The 20,175-nt window shown below is 30.2% G+C and carries 17 protein-coding genes and 1 riboswitch; of the genes, 5 read left to right on the top strand and 12 right to left on the bottom strand.

Annotation, left to right across the window (positions count from 1 at the left end; genetic code table 11):
• Window positions 1-212: 212 nt before the first annotated feature.
• Window positions 213-3,923, bottom strand: a complete 3,711-nt coding sequence (locus tag BUA86_RS04510) for a phosphoribosylformylglycinamidine synthase (protein WP_072930275.1) — start codon at window positions 3,921-3,923, stop codon at window positions 213-215.
• A 101-nt stretch (window positions 3,924-4,024) separates the two neighbouring features.
• Window positions 4,025-4,123: riboswitch (purine riboswitch) on the bottom strand.
• 142 nt (window positions 4,124-4,265) lie between these two features.
• On the bottom strand, window positions 4,266-4,511 hold the full coding sequence (locus tag BUA86_RS04505) for a hypothetical protein (RefSeq protein ID WP_072930273.1): 246 nt from the start codon (window positions 4,509-4,511) through the stop codon (window positions 4,266-4,268).
• A gap of 154 nt (window positions 4,512-4,665) precedes the next feature.
• On the opposite strand from BUA86_RS04505, the gene BUA86_RS04500 reads away from it, so the two are divergent.
• Window positions 4,666-5,475: a Cof-type HAD-IIB family hydrolase gene (locus tag BUA86_RS04500; protein ID WP_072930271.1), complete on the top strand. Its 810-nt coding sequence runs from the start codon at window positions 4,666-4,668 to the stop codon at window positions 5,473-5,475.
• Window positions 5,476-5,555: 80 nt separating this feature from the next.
• Window positions 5,556-6,440, top strand: coding sequence for a polysaccharide deacetylase family protein (locus BUA86_RS04495; RefSeq protein ID WP_072930270.1), 885 nt, complete (start codon window positions 5,556-5,558; stop codon window positions 6,438-6,440).
• A gap of 33 nt (window positions 6,441-6,473) precedes the next feature.
• Here BUA86_RS04495 and BUA86_RS04490 read toward each other — a convergent pair whose 3' ends face one another.
• From BUA86_RS04490 to BUA86_RS04450, 9 genes are all read right to left on the bottom strand, one after another.
• Window positions 6,474-6,875: an OsmC family protein gene (locus tag BUA86_RS04490; protein ID WP_083580298.1), complete on the bottom strand. Its 402-nt coding sequence runs from the start codon at window positions 6,873-6,875 to the stop codon at window positions 6,474-6,476.
• Complete coding sequence (locus tag BUA86_RS04485) at window positions 6,868-7,785, bottom strand: pirin family protein (protein WP_072930267.1); 918 nt, start codon at window positions 7,783-7,785, stop codon at window positions 6,868-6,870. The genes BUA86_RS04490 and BUA86_RS04485 overlap by 8 nt, the downstream gene beginning before the upstream one ends.
• A 122-nt stretch (window positions 7,786-7,907) precedes the next feature.
• Window positions 7,908-10,088: a polyribonucleotide nucleotidyltransferase gene (locus BUA86_RS04480; RefSeq protein WP_072930265.1), complete on the bottom strand. Its 2,181-nt coding sequence runs from the start codon at window positions 10,086-10,088 to the stop codon at window positions 7,908-7,910.
• Window positions 10,089-10,227: 139 nt separating this feature from the next.
• On the bottom strand, window positions 10,228-10,497 hold the full coding sequence (gene rpsO, locus BUA86_RS04475; protein ID WP_072930263.1) for a 30S ribosomal protein S15: 270 nt from the start codon (window positions 10,495-10,497) through the stop codon (window positions 10,228-10,230).
• A 232-nt stretch (window positions 10,498-10,729) separates the two neighbouring features.
• Window positions 10,730-11,569 (bottom strand): mechanosensitive ion channel family protein, encoded by an 840-nt coding sequence (locus BUA86_RS04470; protein WP_072930262.1) that lies wholly within the window; start codon window positions 11,567-11,569, stop codon window positions 10,730-10,732.
• 21 nt (window positions 11,570-11,590) lie between these two features.
• Window positions 11,591-11,794: a hypothetical protein gene (locus BUA86_RS04465; RefSeq protein ID WP_072930259.1), complete on the bottom strand. Its 204-nt coding sequence runs from the start codon at window positions 11,792-11,794 to the stop codon at window positions 11,591-11,593.
• A 1-nt stretch (window position 11,795) separates the two neighbouring features.
• Complete coding sequence (locus BUA86_RS04460; protein ID WP_072930258.1) at window positions 11,796-12,362, bottom strand: RNA polymerase sigma factor; 567 nt, start codon at window positions 12,360-12,362, stop codon at window positions 11,796-11,798.
• Window positions 12,363-12,520: 158 nt separating this feature from the next.
• Complete coding sequence (locus BUA86_RS04455; protein ID WP_072930367.1) at window positions 12,521-12,805, bottom strand: rhodanese-like domain-containing protein; 285 nt, start codon at window positions 12,803-12,805, stop codon at window positions 12,521-12,523.
• 53 nt (window positions 12,806-12,858) lie between these two features.
• A complete protein-coding gene (locus tag BUA86_RS04450; protein WP_072930256.1) occupies window positions 12,859-14,880 on the bottom strand; it encodes a M13 family metallopeptidase in 2,022 nt (673 codons plus the stop codon).
• A gap of 131 nt (window positions 14,881-15,011) precedes the next feature.
• Here BUA86_RS04450 and BUA86_RS04445 point away from each other — a divergent pair, with 131 nt between their 5' ends.
• Both BUA86_RS04445 and BUA86_RS04440 read left to right on the top strand, forming a co-directional pair.
• On the top strand, window positions 15,012-15,968 hold the full coding sequence (locus tag BUA86_RS04445) for an NAD-dependent epimerase/dehydratase family protein (RefSeq protein WP_072930254.1): 957 nt from the start codon (window positions 15,012-15,014) through the stop codon (window positions 15,966-15,968).
• Between the two features lie 64 nt (window positions 15,969-16,032).
• On the top strand, window positions 16,033-17,391 hold the full coding sequence (locus BUA86_RS04440) for an acyl-CoA dehydrogenase family protein (RefSeq protein WP_072930252.1): 1,359 nt from the start codon (window positions 16,033-16,035) through the stop codon (window positions 17,389-17,391).
• Between the two features lie 63 nt (window positions 17,392-17,454).
• Here BUA86_RS04440 and BUA86_RS04435 read toward each other — a convergent pair whose 3' ends face one another.
• Window positions 17,455-18,285 carry a helix-turn-helix domain-containing protein gene (locus BUA86_RS04435; RefSeq protein WP_072930250.1) on the bottom strand — a complete coding sequence of 277 codons (831 nt, stop codon included), beginning with the start codon at window positions 18,283-18,285 and terminating at the stop codon, window positions 17,455-17,457.
• Window positions 18,286-18,729: 444 nt separating this feature from the next.
• Between BUA86_RS04435 and BUA86_RS04430 the strand changes: the two genes are divergently transcribed.
• The gene (locus BUA86_RS04430) at window positions 18,730-20,073 is read left to right on the top strand and encodes a hypothetical protein (RefSeq protein ID WP_072930247.1); all 1,344 of its coding nucleotides are present in this window, start codon (window positions 18,730-18,732) and stop codon (window positions 20,071-20,073) included.
• The last annotated feature ends 102 nt before the right edge of the window (window positions 20,074-20,175 follow it).

Genomic DNA, 20,175 nt, shown 5'->3' with positions numbered 1-20,175 from the left:
AAGATGTAAGACTTAAAGATATAAGATGAAATATTTTATTCAATAGCTTTTAATAATAATCTTATTTTACTAAGATCTGTCATGTTGAGCTTGTCGAAACATTTTATAAACTCTTTTACTATTCTTCGACAGGCTCAGAATGACATTAAAGTTTAAATAACTTCAGTAACATAATATGTTTAAAACATATCTTAATTCTTAATTCTTAATTCTTAATTCTTAAAATACTCTACAGCATTTTTAAAAATATTCATATATCCATTTTCAGGAATATTCTTAAATAATCCTTCTTCGTAACGTTCTGGGTGTCCCATTCTTCCGTATACTTTTCCACATGGAGAAACTATTCCTTCTACAGCAAAAGTTGATCCATTTGGATTATATGGCATTTGACTAGCTAATTTCCCTTCTAAGTCTACAAACTGTGTTGCAATTTGTCCTTTGTCTATTAACTTTTCTAATTCTTCTTCATTAGCAACAAAACGTCCTTCTCCGTGCGAAAATGGAATCCAATATTCTTGTCCTTCCATTCCTTTTAACCAAGGAGAATGAGATTTATTTACACGTATTTTTGCTAATTGTGTAATGTGACGACCAATTTCATTAAACGTTAATGTTGGTGTGTTTTCTTCTAAATCCTGAATTTTACCGTATGGTAATAATCCTGATTTAATTAAAGCTTGAAAACCATTACAAATTCCTAAAACTAATCCATCACGATCTAATAAATCATGAATTGCTTTTTTGATTTTCTCGTTACGTAAAACCGTTGCAATAAACTTACCAGATCCATCTGGCTCATCGGCTGCAGAGAATCCTCCTGGTATAAATAATATGTTTGCTTTATTAATTTCTTTTACATAAGCTTCTACAGATTCTTCTACATCTTGTTGAGAAAGATTTCTGAATGGTAAAGATGAAACGATTGCTCCTTCTCTTCTGAAAGCTTTTGCTGAATCATATTCAGAATTTGTACCTGGGAAAATTGGTATAAAAACTTTTGGTTTTTCTACTTTATGATCTGCAAATGAAAAACAAATTTGTTCTGCTTTTAAATCCTTTTCTTCTACTACAACATCTGTCGTTGTTTTGTATGGAAATAATGAATGAAATGTTGTTTTCCAAGCATCTTTTAGTTCTTTCGCATTAATTTGCTCTCCATTCAAACTAAAAATATCAGATGTATTTGTTTGTCCTATAGCATGGTAATTTTTAGCAAGTTCAGCTGGAACTATTAAATCTTCTGTATGTTCGATTATAATCGATGCAGGATAATATTTAGCTAAATCTAAAGTTGTTTCAACTTCAAAACCAATCTCATTACCAAAAGCCATATTAGCTAATGTTTCTGCGATTCCTCTAAATTTAACTGTCATCATCGATTTTACATTCTCTCTATCTAAAGAGTAAATAAAATCAAAAATTGATTTAGTATTATTCTCATCGATTAAGAAATCTTCATTTTGAGTAGGAACAAAAACTGAAAGTTTAGAGTTTGCTTGTGCAAATGTTCCTTGAATAATCTTTTCTGCTTTTGATGGTGCAACTGCAAAAGAGATTAACGTTGGTGGAACATCTATATCTTGGTAAGAACCAGACATTGAATCTTTTCCTCCAATTGCAGGAATCCCGAATTGTTTTTGCGCTTCGATTGTTCCTAGAATAGCAGCAAATGGTTTTCCCCAACGAATTTCTTCGTTTCTTAATTTTTCAAAGTATTCTTGAAATGTTAAACGGATATCTGCATAATTACCTCCTGCAGCTACAACTTTCGTCATAGAATCTATCACTGCGAAATAAGCTCCATGATAATTTGACCAACGAGAAACAATAGGATTATAACCAAATGATGCAATTGAAACAGCATTCGTAAATCCGTCTGTTGGGAATTTTTGTACCGAAACATCTTCTGGAGTATCCATTGTTTTTCCTCCAAAAGCATTTAAAATAGTAGAACGTCCAACATTGTTATCAAACATTTCTACCATACCTTTTTGTGATGCATGATTTAATTCTTGCATCATTGCTATAAACTCATTCTTATTGAATGCTTTATTATCAAAAGGATTTTTATATTCTTCATCCGCAACTTCAACTTTCGCTTGCTTACGAACTCCGTTTGTATCTAAAAATTTACGGTCTAATTCTACAATCTTAGTTCCTTTCCAAACTAAAGTCATTGTATCATCTGCAGTAACTTCTGCTACACAAGTCGCTTCAAGATTTTCATCTTTTGCTAATGCAATAAATTTCTCAACGTCTTTTGCTTCTACAGCAACAGCCATACGCTCTTGCGATTCGGAAATTGCTAATTCAGTACCATTTAGTCCTGCATATTTTAACGGAACCAAATCTAAATTAACATTAATACCGCGTGCTATTTCACCAATTGCAACCGATACTCCACCAGCTCCAAAATCATTACATTTTTTAATTAATGCTAAAACTTCTGGATTACGGAATAAACGTTGAATTTTACGTTCTACAATTGCATTTCCTTTTTGTACCTCAGCAGATAAATCGTCTAATTTTAAACCATCGTGAGTCTTAGATGAACCAGAAGCTCCTCCAACACCATCACGACCTGTTGCTCCACCTAATAATATAATTTGATCACCAGCAACTGGTTCTTCACGACGAACATATTCTTTTTTAACAGCCCCAGCAACAAAACCAACTTCCATACGCTTGGCTTTATACCCTTCGTCGTAAATTTCTTTTACAAAAGTTGTTGCTAAACCAATTTGGTTTCCATAAGAACTATATCCATTTGCAGCTTCTCTAGAAATTTTACGCTGTGGTAATTTCCCTGGTAAAGTATCCTCTATTTTTTCTAAAGGATTAGCCGCTCCTGTAATTCTCATAGCTTGGAAAACATAAGAACGTCCGCTTAAAGGATCGCGAATTGCTCCACCAACACAAGTAGAAGCACCCCCGAAAGGTTCAACTTCTGTTGGGTGATTATGCGTTTCGTTTTTAAATTGTAATAACCATTCTTCTTCTACACCATCTACATCAATTGGAACAACAATTGAACAAGCATTAATTTCCTCAGAAACATCTATGTTTTTAACAACACCTGTACGAGAAAGATATTTTCCCATAATTGTTGCTAAATCCATTAAACGAATTGGTTTCGAAATTCCTAATTCTTTACGTATTTCTTGATAATAAGAAAATGTTTTTTGAAGTGTATCGTTAAATTTTGAATTAAATTTTACGTCTGTAATCTCTGTCTCAAAAGTTGTATGACGACAATGATCTGACCAATATGTATCTAAAACTTTAAGTTCTGTTTCTGTTGGATTACGTTGAATAGATTTAAAATGTTCCTGAATAAAAACTAAATCATCCATCTCTAAAGACAACCCAAATTCTTTGTATATTTCTTGAAGACGATTTTCATCAGCAGAAATAAAACCATCTATAACTGGAACTTCTGTTGCTTCTGGATTCGCAGGAACTTCCATTTTAGATAAATCCTTTTCACGAGATTCTATCGGATTAATTAAATACTCTTTTACTTTTTGTAAATCAGCTGCAGATAAATCTTCATTAAAAATGTATAATAATCCAGATTTAACCGTAACATTTTCTACATTCATTAAAACTAAACATTGCTCAGCAGAATCGTCACGTTGATTATATTGACCTGGTAAAAATTCTGTTGCAAAATAGTTTTTTGTGTAAGGTATATTTTCGCTAATAGCATCTTCTGCATACTTATAAACCACATCAGTAACTGGATCTACAAATACTTTATTCTGAACTTCTTGTAGCTGGCTTTCTTCGATGTTAAATAGATCATAAATAACAAAAACCTTGCACACAATTGTAGGTACAAGGTTTCTAAGTTCTATTGTAGTCTTTTGACTGATAACGTCAAAATTTGATTTCTTCTGAATGAAAAGTCTTTGGTTCATTGTTCTGTTTGCTGTTGTTCTTGGTCTATTATGTTTAAACCATTTGTATCTACACAAACAAATATTTTTCAGATTCAAGCATTCATAAAAACGCCTAAATTGATTGAAAAAAATTCATTTGTAGTGGCAATTATTCATGGTCTGCCGTAGAGACGCTCAACCTTATTATGAGCTATACAAATGTTGTAAACTTTAAAAACTAAATCACCTTTAAAAGTGAATTGCGAAATTAAACATTTTATTAATAATAATCAAATGGATTTTAATTTAATTTTACAATAATTTAAAACTTATAAAACAAATCCTGATTATCAGTATAATTATAATTTGACAGATAAATACTTATCTAGTTATTGTTAAATCAAATTTATTTTCAGTGTCATCATATTTATACGATAACCCCATATTAAATTCTTGAATAAATCTTTGACAAAACGTTTCAATATCTAATGTTTCTGGAAAAGTTGATTTATTTACTGTCATAAACATGGTTGTCCAGCTTGTATTTTCTTCAAATATTTTACGGAATCTTTGCCCCCAATAATTTAAAAATTTCTCTTCTTGATCATTCACTAAAACCTCTTGCATTTAATCTCTCTTTAAAAAACAGTGTGCAAATTTACGATTATATTTTTAATAACTGGTATTTGAAACATGATTATAGTTATACTTTCTATTTTAAAATTTTTCGTTTCAATAATAACTCCTAACTTTATTTCTTTAATTAAGAAATCGACAATAAATGCAAAATATAAAATTAATTGTAACCGACATGGACGGTACATTATTAAAATCTGATCACTCACTAAGCTCTGAATTTAAACATGTTTACGAAGAATTAAAACAAAATAATATCCTATTTGTTCCGGCAAGTGGAAGACAATATTTTAGTATTATAAGTTATTTTGAGGATATAAAAGATGAATTAGCTGTAATTGCAGAAAATGGAACTTTTGTTACCAATAAAGGGGAAGAAATTTTTGTAGATGAATTAGATTCAACTGTTATACATAAAATTATAGAAAAAGTAAGAAAGATAGAAGGCGCTCATCTTGTTTTAGCAGGAAAAAATGGTGCTTATGTAGAATCTACTGATGAAGAGTTTCTTGAATATTTTAAAAATTATTATTCTAAAAATACTAAAGTAGATGATTTAACTAAAGTTGAAAACGAGAAATTTATAAAAATAGCTATCAATCATCCTGGAGGTACAGAAGATAATGTTTACCCTTTATTAAAAGAATTTGAGAAATACGGGTTAAAAGTTGTTGTTTCTGGAGAAGTTTGGGTAGATATTATGAATAAAAATTCTAACAAAGGTGTTGCGCTAAAGAATTTAATGGAAAAACTAAATATAACGTCTGATGAAGTGATGGTTTTTGGTGACTTTATGAATGATATAGAAATGTTACAATTAGCAAAATATAGTTATGCAATGGAAAATGCGCATGATGATGTAAAAAAAGTCGCAAAATTTTCTGCTCCTTCTAACAATGAGGATGGTGTTTTACAAATTATCAAAAAATATTTGTCCAATTTAGCAAACAAATAATTATTGATAATTGGTTTTCCTTTTAACATATTAATCGTTTAAAAATTAGTAATTTCGCAGAAAATCCAACATTTATTACGATGTCAAAATTTACTATATACAAAACTACATTCCTTTTTAGCTTATTGTTTTTAGCTTTTTCATGTAAAAATGAAAATTCTTCTACACAAGATGCATCAAAAGACGACACTCCAAAGGAGATTTTACAAGACGAAAATGACACTATTTATAGTGTGAAATTAGACACATTGTCTGAAAAGTTAGATACACTTGTTAAAAACGAACAAGAAAACACGATAGATTCTACTAAACAGTATGTTTATCTTACTTTTGATGATGGTCCATACAAAGGAAGTAAAAACATCAATAAAATTCTAAAAGAAGAAAACGTAAGAGGTACAGTTTTTCTTGTTGGATATAATGCTTTTACAAAAGAATTAAAAGAACACGTTGAGGATTATAAATTAAATCCGAACGTAGATATTGCGAATCATACTTTTTCTCATGCTAGAAATAAATACAAAAGTTTTTACAGTATGCCAGAACAAGTTTTTGAGGATATACGAAAAAATGAAGTGGTATTAGACATTCATTCAAGATGGGTTCGTTTACCTGCTCGTAATGTTTGGAGACTTAATAATAGAAAAAAAGGAGACGTTTTAAAAGATGCTAATGTAGCTGCTGATATTATTGCAAAAAAACAATACTATATCTACGGTTGGGATTACGAATGGAATCGTAATGCTGAGCATCTTGATAATCCTGAAAAGATTTACGAAGGAATTATTCATCGATTAGATCAAAATAAAACTTTCGAAAAAAATCATTTAGTTATCTTAATGCATGACGATATGTTTAATAGCGATAATAATGCAGAAAAATTAAGAAAATTAATCACATTATTAAAAAACAACAAAAAACTGGTAATTGAAGGAATATCAAATTATCCCGTAAGAATAAGCTAAAAAAAATGCTCTCTAATATTAGAGAGCATTTTTTTATTTAAATGAAATTTTAGTCTCTACTTGATGACCTTTTTCTAATATTTTATGCACTGGACAAGAATTGGCTACTTTGAGTAATCTTGTTTGTTGTTTTTCATCAAATTCGCCTTCAATTGTAATAGATCGCTTAAACAAAATTGATTCTGTTGTTTTTACTTCAAAATCTGTTTCTACATTTATATTCTCAAAAGGAATTTCTTTAAACCCCATATACATTTGTAATGTTATTGTAGTACAAGAAGCCAAAGCAACACCTAATAATTCTGTTGGTGTTGGAGCGGTATCCTTCCCTCCTTTTTCTATTGGTTCGTCTACAATTAAATGATGTTGACGAATTTTATTTGAAGTTATATATTGCTCATCAGTAATTGTAGAACTTACTTTTACATTATTCATTATTATCAGATTTTTGGTCCTTTATTTTAGTATTTAATTGTGCTTTTGGAAGAGGAACATAATCATCATCACCAGGAACTTTTGGAAAGTTATGATTTTTCCAATCTTCTTTTGCTTGTTCAATTGTTTCTCTTGAAGAGCTTACAAAATTCCAGAATATAAAATGTTCTTCTGGTAATTCTTCACCTCCAAAAATATAAACTGTAGAACCTGCTTTTATTTCAAATTCACATAGTTTCGCATCTTTTGCTACCAATAACTGTTTTGTTCCGTAAGTCTCTCCTCCGTCTTTTATTTCTCCTTCTAGAACATATAAAGCAGACTCTCCATAAAGATCTTTACCTAAAGAAACTTTAAAATCATTGTGTGCTTTTATTTCTATTAAGTACAAAGGTGAATAAACAGGCACTCCAGATGTGTATTCTCTAAACTGACCAGCAATTAATTTATACGCAGCATTTTCATCTTCCCAATGTGGTAATTTATCTGCTTCAACATGAACAAAACTTGGTTCCATATTTTCTAACTCTTTAGGCAATGCAACCCAAATCTGTAAACCATGAAGTGTTTTTTCTGTCGTTCTTAAATATTCTGGAGTTCTTTCTGAATGTACTACACCTTTTCCTGCTGTCATCCAATTAACTGCACCTGGTTGTATTTCTAATTCTGTTCCTAAACTATCTCTGTGCATTATTGCACCCTCAAACAAATACGTTAAAGTTGATAAACCTATATGTGGATGTGGTCCTACATCTAAGTTTTGATAATCTTTTAATTTGGCTGGTCCCATGTGATCTATAAAAACAAAAGGACCTACATGTCTTTTTTGTTTAAATGGCAATAATCTTCCTACTAAAAAGTTTCCTATATCAGCAGCTTTCTCTTCTAAAATTAATCCTACGTTTGACATATTTGTGATTTTAAATATTTATGATAAAAGTACTTTATATTCTATAAACAAAAGTTGATATAAGGTAATAAAAAAAGCCACTCAAAATTGAGTGGCTTTTAAATATTATGAAAAAACTTTAATTAAGCTTCTTTATTTTCTTGAGGTTTTTCCTCTGTTTTATCTGCTTTTGGTTTTTCAGTTCTTTCAGGTTTTGGCAATAAAGCCTTACGAGATAATTTCATTTTCTTTTTATCATCGTAACCTAAAAATTTAACGTCAATTTTATCACCAATATTTACAGAATCTTCTACTTTTTCTAAACGTCTGTGTTCTAATTCAGAAATATGAACTAAACCTTCAACTCCTTTAGAAATTTCAACAAAAGCTCCAAATGGTTTAATAGATTTTACAACTGTATTATAAGTTGCACCAACTTCTGGAACAAATGCTATTTGTTTGATTCTTTCAACAACTCTGTCTATATTTTCTTGGATAACTCCATTAATTTCAACACGACCTGTTGTATCTAATTCTGTAATTGCAATAACAGTTTCAGTTTCTTTTTGTAATTCTTGAATTACTTTTCCACCTGGTCCAATTACAGCTCCAATAAATTCTTTCGGAATTTCTACAACTACAACTTTAGGTGCATTTGGTTTTAATTGTTGACGTGGCTCTGGTAATGTTTCTAATAATTTACCTAAGATATGTAAACGACCTTCTTTAGCTTGTAATAAGGCAGTTTCCATAATTTCCATAGATAAACCTTGTACTTTGATATCCATCTGACAAGCTGTAATACCATCTGCAGTTCCTGTTACTTTAAAATCCATATCTCCTAAGTGATCTTCATCTCCTAAGATATCAGATAATACTGTAAATTTCCCTGATTTAGTATCAGTAATTAATCCCATTGCAATACCAGAAACAGGTTTTTTCATTTGTAAACCAGAATCCATTAATGCTAATGTACCTGCACAAACAGTTGCCATAGAAGAAGAACCGTTAGATTCTAATACTTCTGAAACGATACGTACTGTGTAAGGACATTCGTCTGGTAACATTTGAGCTAATGCACGTTGAGCTAAATTTCCGTGACCAACCTCACGACGAGAAGTTCCTCTTAATGGACGAGCTTCACCTGTAGAGAATGGAGGGAAATTATAATGTAAAAAGAATTTTTCGTCAAAGTTTGTAACAACTCCATCAACCATATTCGCATCTTTAGAAGATCCTAAAGTTACAGTTGCTAAAGCTTGAGTTTCTCCACGTGTAAAGATTGCAGATCCATGAGTTGATGGTAAGTAATCAACTTCTGACCAAATTGGACGAATTGTTTTTGGATCACGTCCGTCTAAACGAATTCCTTCGTTTAAGATTAATTGACGTACAGCTTCTTTTTGTACATCGTGGAAATAGATATGAGCAAAAGGCTTAACACGAGCTAACTCTTCTTCGTCTTCTGCATATTGTGCTAAGAATTCTTCTTCTACAGCAGCAAATTTCTCTCCTCTTTCGTGTTTTTCTGATGGACTTTTAGCAATATCGTAATACTTATCGTATCCATAAGCCCAAACTTTTTCACGAATTTCTTCGTCATGAGTTTCGTGGCTATATTCACGTTTTGGGGAAGATTTACCTACTTTAGCAGCTAAACTCTCTTGCGCTTCAATTTGTTTTTTAATTTCTGCATGAGCAAATTCGATTGCATCTAACATTTCACGCTCAGAAATTTCACTCATTTCCCCTTCTACCATTACAACAGAATCTTTAGAAGCACCTACCATAATATCGATATCTGCTTGCTCTAATTGTTCTTTAGAAGGATTAATCATTAACTCTCCGTTTAAACGGATAACACGAGCTTCTGAAATTAATGTAAAAGGAATATCTGTAATTGCAATTGCAGCAGATGCTGCTAAACCAGCTAAAGCTTCTGGCATTACATTTTTATCGTAAGAAATTAGAGAGATCATTACTTGAACCTCTGCATGGAAATCTTCTGGAAACATTGGTCTTAACACACGGTCTACTAAACGCATTGTTAATACTTCATCATCTGATGGTTTTGCTTCTCTTCTAAAGAAGTTTCCTGGGATGCGTCCTCCTGCATAAAATTTTTCTCTGTAATCTACAGTTAATGGTAAAAAATCTACACCTGGATTAGCTTCTTTGTTTGCTACTACGGTAGCTAATAACATGGTATCACCCATGCGTACAACCACAGATCCGTCAGCTTGTTTAGCTAATTTCCCTGTTTCAATTGTAATTTCTCTTCCGTCCGAAAGAGTAATTTTTTCTGTGATCGCCTGTGGAATCATTCGTCTTCTTGGTATTTAATTCGTCTAAAGTTAAAGCCGTTTGCTTTAACTGCATTCTATAAATGTAATTATTTATTTCAATTTCTAACAAAAAAAAAGGCAATTTTTTATAATTGCCCTTTTTATAGTTTTTCTAAAATTACTTACGTAATCCTAATTCAGCGATAATCGCACGGTATCTTGTAATATCTTTTTTCTTTAAGTAGTTTAATAATGCTTTACGCTTACCTACTAACATAACTAAAGATCTCTCTGTGTTAAAATCGTGGATATTTTTTCTTAGGTGACCAGTTAAATGGTTGATACGGTAAGTGAATAATGCGATTTGCCCTTCAGCTGATCCTGTATCTGTTGCTGATTTCCCATGTTTTGCGAAAATTTCGCTTTTTACTTCTGTTGATAAGTACATGCCAATATTGTTTTAATAATTATTATGTAATGAGGTGCAAATATACGACTATTTTACAATAAATTAACCTTTTTAAAAAAAAGAGACTAAATATTTACTTAGTCTCTTTTAGGTAGGCAGGTTGAAAGCTATTTTATTAGCCTTTTAAACTAGATATCATCATAAAGATGATACCCTTAATTAGGTAAAGCTGGTAGGTTAAATGCGGCTTATTAGTGTAGAATTTTTTATATTAAAACTGATTTTTAGAAGATTCTTCTTCTAAAATTGTTATTTTTTTATTTGCTATTAGCTTTATTGGATAAACAATTCTTTCTTGTCCTGTATGAATAGTCATACATATATTATCTATCGCAATTATTTCTCCTCTTACTGTATCATCAATTATAACACGCTGACCAATTTCAAAATTCTTATCTGCGTAAAATGATAATAATAATCTATATATTATGTCTTTAGATCCTAATCCGAATGCAATTGCTAATGTTAAGAAGATTGCTCCAAGTATTAATGATAAATTATTTGTTATTAGATCTGTATTAACACCTGCTTGGTTAAGAGCTGTAATTACTGTAAAGACGATAATAATGTAAAATATTGAATTACTAATTATTGTTGCTCCATTAAGGTCAATTGATTTTAATAATCCTTTTATAATGGTTTTTATGTAATTCGCTAAGTAAAATCCTCCTGCAAAAATTAATAAAGCACTAAAGAATTGAGGAAGATAATCTATTATTCTTCCTATTTGGTTAGACACAACTGTTAATCCAAAAATGTCGGCACCAATAATAATGATTAATAAAATGATGAATAATCTAACAAATTGTAAAATAAATTTACTTGGATTTATTTCTATTGAAGAGTTTTTAAGAACATCGTTATTATTTAAGGATTCTTTTAATTTATCTATTTTAGATAGCTTTAGAATAGATTTTGTTATAAATAAAATTAATTTTAATATTAAGTAAGAAACAATAACAAAAAGTATTGCTCCCACTATTTTAGGAAAAGCAATTACAAATTCCTGATATAAAGTATCTAATAAACTAAAATTTAAACCTATATTCATATTGTTGTTATTAATTAATTCTTATTTTTTATTTTCGTCTTTTCTGTGATTAGCTGATTTATTTTTTTTACCAAAAAATCCTGAAATTGTTTTAGGGTATTTTACAGCAATTAAATCTGCCAAATCAAGTGTTAGCTTTACCAAAGCAATATCATCCATTACTTTTTGTTTCAACTTTTCTGGAAGCTTCTCGTTTTCAATAATAGTTTTAAAAGGATTTTCCATGTTACAATTGATTATAAATTTCTAGCAATCGATTTTTTGCTCTATTCAATCTCATTTTTGTTGCACTCTCACCTATCTCTAAAGTTTCACAAATGTCTCTTATAGAAAAATCATCTTGATATTTCATTAGTAATATCGATTTGTCTTCAACATTCATTTTTTTTAGTGATAGCTGCAGCTTCTCAACTTTTAATTCAAATATCTCTGCATCATTTATTAAATCCTCTTCATAATTTTCTATTAAATCATCTGTTACTGTATAACTTTTTCGCTCTTCATTAAGTTTTCTTTGTATGTGATTAATACAAAAATTATAGGTAAATGAATATAACCATGTAGAAAATTTAGACTTTGCCTGATATGTTCTAAGTTTTACAAATAACTTAACAAATATATCCTGCGTCATGTCCTCTGCTTCGTCTTTGTCTCCTACAAAACTTAAACATTTATTGTAAATCACATCTGCATATCGATCGTACAATATTGCAAACAAATGTTGGTTGTTGGTTTTGACAATTTTATCTACTAAAATGTCATCATTCAAATTTCCCAATGAATCTTTTGACATTACATTTGTTTATTGTTATTATGACACAATAAAATAATATTGGTCACTATTTTTTTATCTTTATTTTCAAAAATAACACAAATAACTATTTTTCAAGCAAATAAAAAGCCGATAAATTAATTTATCGGCTTTTATATTATGGTAGGTAAATCCTAAATTTATTTTTCTAAAACATCTAAAACGTCTTGAAAACCTCCTCCGTTAAATACCTCTTCTAATCCATTTGACTGTAAAAATTGAGCTGCAGAACCAGATCTATTTCCACTTCTACAGAAAAATACAACTGGTTTAGACATTGCTTTTATTTCTTCCACTTTTGTTGGAACATCCCCCAAAGGAATATTAATTGCATTTGGTACAAAACCATCTGTTTCTAATTCATAAGGCTCACGAACATCTATTAATGTTGCATTTGCATTATTTATTGCTTCTACTGTTGTCATTTTTATAATTCTTTTTCTATTTTTTAACCAAGTTATGATTTTACGAATCATAATTACCAGATATAAATACGGTCTTTTGGTGCTTTATATAATTTATCTCCTGGCTTTGTTTTAAAAGCTTCATGGAAAGCATCAATATTTACAATTGGTGCAAAAGAACGGTAATATCCTGGTGAATGTGGATCTGTTTTTACTTGACTTACTAAAGCTTCATCTGTTGCTTTTGTTCTCCAAATTGTTGCCCAAGATAAGAAGAAACGTTGTTGTGGAGTGTATCCATCAATATTTGCATAAGTTCCTTTATCTTTTAAATACATTTGTAATGCATCAAATGCTACAGAAGCACCACCTAAATCTCCGATATTCTCACCAGAAGTAAATGTACCATTTACATGGCTTCCTTTTACAGGCTCGTAAGCGTCATATTGTGTTGCTAAAGCTTTTGTTGCTTTTGCAAATTTTTCTTCGTCTTGTGGTGTCCACCAATTTTTTAAATTACCATCACCATCATATTTCGCTCCAGAATCATCAAATCCATGAGAAATTTCGTGACCAATAACAGCACCAATACCTCCAAAGTTAACAGCAGCATCTGCTCTGTAATCATAAAATGGTGGTTGTAAAATTGCTGCTGGGAAAACAATCTCATTGTTTGTTGGATTAAAGTAAGCATTTACAGTTTGTGGCGACATTCCCCAACGAGTTTTGTCTACTGGTTTACCGTAATCTTTTAAGTTTTGTTGAGAACGCCATTTGCTAATTGCAATAACATCATCTATTAAATTACCTCCGTTAGCTAAAGATTTCACTTGTAAATCAGAGTAATCTTTCCATTTATCTGGGTAACCAATTTTAACTGTAAATTTATTTAATTTTTCTAATGCTTTAGTTTTAGTTTCATCAGACATCCATTTTAATTCTTTTATGTGTTTATCAAAAGATTTAAATAAATAGCTAATTAATTCTTCAGCATTTTGTTTTGCTTCTGGTGTAAAGTTATCTTTAACATAAATTTGTCCTAATAACTCTCCTGTTGTTCCATTTACAAAAGATAATCCTCTTTTCTCTAATGGACGTTGTTCTTTTTGTCCAGATAAAGTTTTACCGTAAAAGTCAAAATTAATTTTATCTAAATCAGATGTAGAATAACCTGCAAACGAATTAATTAATTTATAACGTAAGAAATCTTTAATTAAAGGTAAATTCTCTTGATTTAAGATTTTATCTAAGTTTTTGTAGTAATCTAACTCTCCAACAATAACAGTTTCAGGATTAATTCCTAAAGATTTTACATATCTTTCGATATCAATATTTTTTGTTAGATTTTTTACTTCAGATAATTTTACTGGATTGTATGATTTGTTTGGATCACGATCTTCTTCTACAGTTTTGATGTATTTAGACATCATTTTTTCAAACTCTACAATTTTAGGACCTTTTAAATCTTTTGTTTTAGAACCTGTATAAGGCATTAACTGATCTACGAATTTTGATAAATTAGCTAATGTTTCTGTATTTTTCGCGTCTTCTTTTTGATAATACGTTTTTCCTAAAGATAAATCTACATCTCCTAAATAAACAGCATTTTGTTTACTGTTTTTCATGTCTGTGTAAACGTATGCTCCATAAAAAGGATTTTCTCCAATAGAAGCTACTTCTATAAAGTAATCTTGTAAATCTTTAAGGTTTTTTATAGCATCAATTTTCTTGAAATATTTTTGTAAAGGTGCTAAACCTGTTTTATTACGAGCTTCAGTATTCATATACGCTTCGTACAAATCTGCAATTTTTTGCTCGCTTGTTCCTTGCGCATGTTTTGTCTTAATTAAATCCTTTACTAATTGTAAAGTAACTTTATCTGTATTTTCACGTAACTCGTCAAAACTTCCCCATCTAGCTCTATCAGAAGGAATTTCTGTAATTTTCATCCAGTTTCCATTTACAAAATTATATAAATCATCTTGTGGACGAACTGACTTATCCATATAATTTGGATTGAAAGCTTGATATGCTTCCTGTGCCGTTGCTAATATAGAGGTACATGCAAAAGCTGCTACAAATAATTGTTTTTTCATGATTATCTCAGTGTTTATTTTAAAAGAATATGTCGAAAAAGTTCAACGATTGTTACAAATCTACTAAAATTAGTTTAGAAATCTAGTAGATTATTTTACCTTTGAGCAAACAACAAAAGTAACTTTTTAGCATGGAAACCGATACGATTTTAATCACCGGTGCATTAGGACAAATAGGGTCTGAATTAGCCGAAAAATTAAAAATAATTTATGGGAAAAATAATGTAATTATCTCAGACATTAAAAATCCTGAAGATGTTGATTACGATGGAATATATGAAGTAATTGACGTTTTAGATTCTGATAGAATAAAAGAAGTAATCGCAAAGTATAACATTAAAACTGTTTATCATTTAGCTGCTTTACTATCTGGAACTGCAGAAAAAAATCCGATGTTCGGATGGAAATTAAACATGGATACCTTGTTAACTTTCCTAGAACTGGCTAAAGATAAAGTTATAGATAAATTATTTTGGCCTTCTTCTATTGGTGTTTTTGGTCCTGATACACCAAAAGACAATACACCTCAAAATCCTGTACAAACTCCTTCTACAGTATATGGAATTTCTAAATTAGCTGGTGAATATTGGTGCAAATGGTACAAAGAAAAACATAATGTTGACGTTCGTTCAGTTCGTTTTCCTGGTTTAATTTCTTGGAAAACTCCTGCTGGAGGAGGAACAACAGATTATGCTGTAGACATTTATTATAAAGCTATTGAAGAAGGAAAATATACATCTTTCTTAAATGAAGGTACATATTTACCAATGTTATACATGGATGATGCAATTGAAGCTATTATAAAATTAATGACAACAGACGAAAGCAAATTAACGGAATTTAAGTCGTATAACTTAGGTGGATTAAGTTTTGCTCCTGAACATTTAACTGCGGAAATCCAAAAACATATTCCAAGTTTTACAATTTCTTATGAATCAGATTTCCGTCAAGCAATTGCAGATTCTTGGCCTTCATCTATCGATGACTCAGAAACAAAACAAGACTGGGGTTATGAACCTAAATTTTCTATTGAGAAAATGACAGAGACAATGTTAGATAATTTAAAAATAAAATTAGGTAAAGCTTAATATTTTACCATAATATAATATTTTAGGAATGCTCTTTGCTAATTTTTGAATAAAATCACTAATTATGTCAAGAGCATTTTCTAATTTAAAAAATATTATTCGTTTACTGAAATCAGTAGATTTAGAGCAATTAAGTGCAATATCAAAAAAAGTTGATCTTCCATTATTAATGAACAGCTTTTCTAAACTTGATGATAAACAACTACAGGGTTTATCAAAAATGTTGAACTCAGATAAAAAGAAAAAAGAGTTACCTCCTATCGATGGTGATTTTTATGATGTTTTCCATACTTTAAGTCCCGAACAACGTGCACTACAACTTAAAGTTAGAGCATTTATGGAAAAAGAAGTTAGACCAATTGTAAATGATTACTGGCTTCGTGACCAATTCCCTTTCGAATTAATTGATAAATTTAGAGAACTAAATATTTCTGGTGTAACCTACGATGGTTATGGTTGCCCAAATCTGCCTTTTATTATGGAGGGTGTTTTAGCTATGGAAATGGCAAGAGTTGATGCTTCTATTGCTACTTTCTTTGGTGTGCAATCTGGTCTATCTATGGGGTCTATTTATATCTGTGGTTCGGAAGAACAAAAACAAAAATGGCTTCCACAAATGCAAAAATTTGATAAAATTGGTGCATTTGGATTAACTGAACCTGAAGTTGGTTCTGGTGCTGCTGGTGGATTAACAACTACTTGTAAAAAAACTGATGATGGATGGGTTTTAAACGGTCAGAAAAAATGGATTGGAAATGCAACTTTTGCTGATGTTATAATTATATGGGCAAAGGATTTAGATGATGGCGAAGTAAAAGGATTTATTGTTGAAAAAGATAATCCTGGTTTTTCTGTAGAAAAAATTAAAGGAAAAATGGCTCTTCGTATTGTTCAGAATGGTTTAATTACATTAAAAGATTGTATTATTTCTGAAGAAAATAGATTACAAAATGCCAATTCTTTTAAAGATACTGCAAAAGTATTACAAATGACAAGAGCTGGTGTTGCTTGGATGGCGACTGGTTGTGCAAGAGGTGCTTATGAAAGTGCGCTTGATTACACTAGAAAACGTGAACAGTTTGGAAAACCAATTGCTTCTTATCAAATGATACAAGGACATTTAGTAGAAATGTTATCTAATTTAACAGCTATGCAAACACTTGTTTTTAGATTATCTGAAATGCAAGATGAAGGTATTTTAAAAGATGAACATGCTTCTTTGGCAAAAGTATTTTGTACGATGCGTACAAGAGATGTCGTTTCTAGAGCAAGAGAAGTTTTAGGTGGAAATGGAATTCTCTTAGAACATGATGTTGCTCGTTTTGTTGCAGATTCGGAAGCGATTTATAGTTACGAGGGAACAAAAGAAATTAATTCTCTTATCGTAGGACGATCAATTACTGGATTTAGTGCTTTTGTATAAAGCATTACAATTCTATTCATAAAAACATAAAGCTCTATTTAAATAGAGCTTTTTTAGTTTATATTATTTTGAATAATCTTCAAGGTTTTGAATGTACTCTGACGGTGTTACTCCTTTAAAACTTTTAAAAGCATTATTAAAAGTGGACTGATTTTTATATCCTGCTTCTGTATAAACATACTGTAATGTCACTTTCTCTAAATCTACAGCATGTAAAAGTTCTACAACAAACTCTATTCTATAAAAATTTAAGTAACTATTAAAATTAGAATAATCCGAGTATCTAATTGCTCTAGAAATATAACTTGTACTAACTTTTAATAATGCACTTAAACTAGTTACACTTAAATCTTTCTGTTTAAAGATTTGTTCTTCTTTCATTAATACCTCTATCTTATCGAACAAACTTTTATAATGTTCCAATGCTTTTGGATCTAATGAAACTGGTAATTCTATTTTTTCTTGTTTTTCTAATTTATCAATAATCTGTAGGCTTCTAACTTTATCTTTATAAAGCATAAAATGACTTGCTATGATAACATTAGAAATAAATAGAAATATATCTGACATTTTTATTTGCTCTTTAGATGCTATTATTGTTGGTATTGGTAAATGATTAGCAAGTATAGAAGCTGCAATAATTATTATTAGTGCATATAAACTATAATAAACCACTTCTTTCGATGAAAAGAATACATAGGCTCCTATAGGTATAGGAATTAACCAAACAAAATTAGTAACAGAATATTCCCAAAATACAAGAACTATTGTAAATACATACAAAGGTGCTATTAATAAATATCCTCCAACTAATTGTTTTATTCCAATTCTATTTTTTAAAATAATCCATCCTATTATTATTCCCAAAAGACCTCCTAATACATAATACTGCATAAATGTATTTTTCAGAAAAAATATAAAATAGCACAAATAACAAATAAAGATGCTTACCATTAAGTAAACATATTTTGTGATCATTTCTCTTTTTAATTGAAGAATTTTCTCCTCTCTAATGTTACTATTATTCATAAAGTAAATTTCATATTTCTATACCATAATAAATTACGGTATTTTATTAGGTCAAATCATTTAAATACAATTAATTAACTAATTTGAATAGTTTACAGTAAATCATTAATAAACAATTCAAAACCCATTATTAGTATTAATAGATTTGTCTCACAACAAATCGAAAAAATAATTACTCATCTCGATTAATTATTATCACCTCGCATACAAACATACATGAAAAATAAAAACAATAATGACATTTTACGTGGTCCGCCTATTTTTTATAAAAGCTTTAAATAAATTATAAAATAACTAATTAAAAACAAAATGAAAAAATTATATATACTTTTAATCCTATCATTAATATTAAACAATTTTACATTTGGACAAGTAGGAATTAATACCGAAAATCCTCAAGGATTATTTCATGTAGATGGAAAATCTACTTCAGCTACTACAAATGCAACTACCGGAGTTCCAACTTTAGAACAACAATCTGATGATTTTATTGTAATGCCAAATGGAAGTGTAGGAATTGGAGCAATACCTACCTCTTCTGCTATTTTAGAACTTAACGTTAATCAACTTCAACCTGGTAATAAAAAAGGGTTTTTAGCTCCACAAGTCGCCTTAACATCTAGCCTAGATGTTGCAACTATAAAATCTCCTGCTACGGGATTGCTGGTTTATAATCTTGGAACAGAACCTACTTTTGATTATAATGGTTATGTTTTTTGGAATGGTACAGAATGGAAAACACTTGGAGGAAATTCTCTTATTAATGGAACAATTGGCTCTATAAATTGTACTGATGTCGCTTTATCTCCAAAATCATATACAGCAGGAACAACATACAATGGAATATTAACAATACCTTACACAGGAGGAAATGGAGGTATTTATACTTCTAAATCTATAGGCCCTATAAATGGTTTAACAGCAACTTTAAATTCAGGTAATTTTGAAAAAGGTTCTGGTGTTTTAAATTATACTGTAACGGGTATTCCTACAGTTTCTAGTCCAGAAACAACTACTTTCCCTATCTCAATTGGTGGACAAACTTGTGATGCAGTTGTTGGTATTGGAGACGATGTAAAACTTGGAGAACTAGTTTATTACAAAGCGGATAATATTCCTGCCAGTATTGGTGCGGGTGGAGCAAATGGTACAATAAATTCTAATTGGTTAAACTCTAATGTTAGTGCAGATAATCAACTCCCAATATTAGGTGGTAAACTTAGATTAGATGGCTACTTTACCGCTAATGCAAATGCTGGAACAGGAACCGTAAGTTTTAATCCTAGATTAGTTAATGTTAGTCAACAACCAGTAAAATTTTGGTTTGCAGCTTTAACAAATGTTGATAGATTTAATGGTGCTAATATCGTTTTATCTGCTGCAGGTTCTGGTTCATCTGCTCCTGGAGGTGGTGGTTGGGTTAACTTAGATAATGGTATTTATTCCAATTTTGGTTCGAATGGAACAATCAACAATCCACAAAATGAAATTACCAATACGGGTGTTAACAACCAAGAAGTGTTAACAATGGATATCAATTTGGACGACAAATGGTATAGAGTTTATTATTTTATGAATGTAGATAATAACAATACTACTTCAACTTCTGATGATATTAGAAGATTATATCTTTCTATACAAAGGTTATACTAACCTATTCTACGAATGCGAGCAATTGCTCGCATTCGTAGATTTAATGATTCATGTTTTATTTATTTTTAATGTTAAAACAACAACATATATCATTTAATTTTA

Origin of the sequence: Chishuiella changwenlii (genome assembly GCF_900142565.1) — a bacterium.
In the GTDB taxonomy this organism is placed as follows: domain Bacteria; phylum Bacteroidota; class Bacteroidia; order Flavobacteriales; family Weeksellaceae; genus Empedobacter; species Empedobacter changwenlii.
The sequence above is the reverse complement of the archived record's forward strand: the minus strand, read 5'-3'. Positions and strand labels throughout refer to the sequence as shown.

Bases quoted from the DNA above. Each gene is read 5' to 3' on its own strand.
- BUA86_RS04465 (WP_072930259.1), bottom strand. From the start codon at position 11,794: ATGGAAAATCCTTTTAAAACTATTATTGAAAACGAGAAGCTTCCAGAA.
- BUA86_RS04440 (WP_072930252.1), top strand. From the start codon at position 16,033: ATGTCAAGAGCATTTTCTAATTTAAAAAATATTATTCGTTTACTGAAA.
- BUA86_RS04500 (WP_072930271.1), top strand. From the start codon at position 4,666: ATGCAAAATATAAAATTAATTGTAACCGACATGGACGGTACATTATTA.
- BUA86_RS04430 (WP_072930247.1), top strand. From the start codon at position 18,730: ATGAAAAAATTATATATACTTTTAATCCTATCATTAATATTAAACAAT.
- BUA86_RS04450 (WP_072930256.1), bottom strand. From the start codon at position 14,880: ATGAAAAAACAATTATTTGTAGCAGCTTTTGCATGTACCTCTATATTA.
- BUA86_RS04445 (WP_072930254.1), top strand. From the start codon at position 15,012: ATGGAAACCGATACGATTTTAATCACCGGTGCATTAGGACAAATAGGG.
- BUA86_RS04510 (WP_072930275.1), bottom strand. From the start codon at position 3,923: ATGAACCAAAGACTTTTCATTCAGAAGAAATCAAATTTTGACGTTATC.
- BUA86_RS04495 (WP_072930270.1), top strand. From the start codon at position 5,556: ATGTCAAAATTTACTATATACAAAACTACATTCCTTTTTAGCTTATTG.
- BUA86_RS04490 (WP_083580298.1), bottom strand. From the start codon at position 6,875: ATGAATAATGTAAAAGTAAGTTCTACAATTACTGATGAGCAATATATA.
- BUA86_RS04455 (WP_072930367.1), bottom strand. From the start codon at position 12,805: ATGACAACAGTAGAAGCAATAAATAATGCAAATGCAACATTAATAGAT.
- BUA86_RS04460 (WP_072930258.1), bottom strand. From the start codon at position 12,362: ATGTCAAAAGATTCATTGGGAAATTTGAATGATGACATTTTAGTAGAT.
- BUA86_RS04435 (WP_072930250.1), bottom strand. From the start codon at position 18,285: ATGCAGTATTATGTATTAGGAGGTCTTTTGGGAATAATAATAGGATGG.
- BUA86_RS04505 (WP_072930273.1), bottom strand. From the start codon at position 4,511: ATGCAAGAGGTTTTAGTGAATGATCAAGAAGAGAAATTTTTAAATTAT.
- BUA86_RS04480 (WP_072930265.1), bottom strand. From the start codon at position 10,088: ATGATTCCACAGGCGATCACAGAAAAAATTACTCTTTCGGACGGAAGA.
- BUA86_RS04485 (WP_072930267.1), bottom strand. From the start codon at position 7,785: ATGTCAAACGTAGGATTAATTTTAGAAGAGAAAGCTGCTGATATAGGA.
- BUA86_RS04470 (WP_072930262.1), bottom strand. From the start codon at position 11,569: ATGAATATAGGTTTAAATTTTAGTTTATTAGATACTTTATATCAGGAA.
- rpsO (WP_072930263.1), bottom strand. From the start codon at position 10,497: ATGTACTTATCAACAGAAGTAAAAAGCGAAATTTTCGCAAAACATGGG.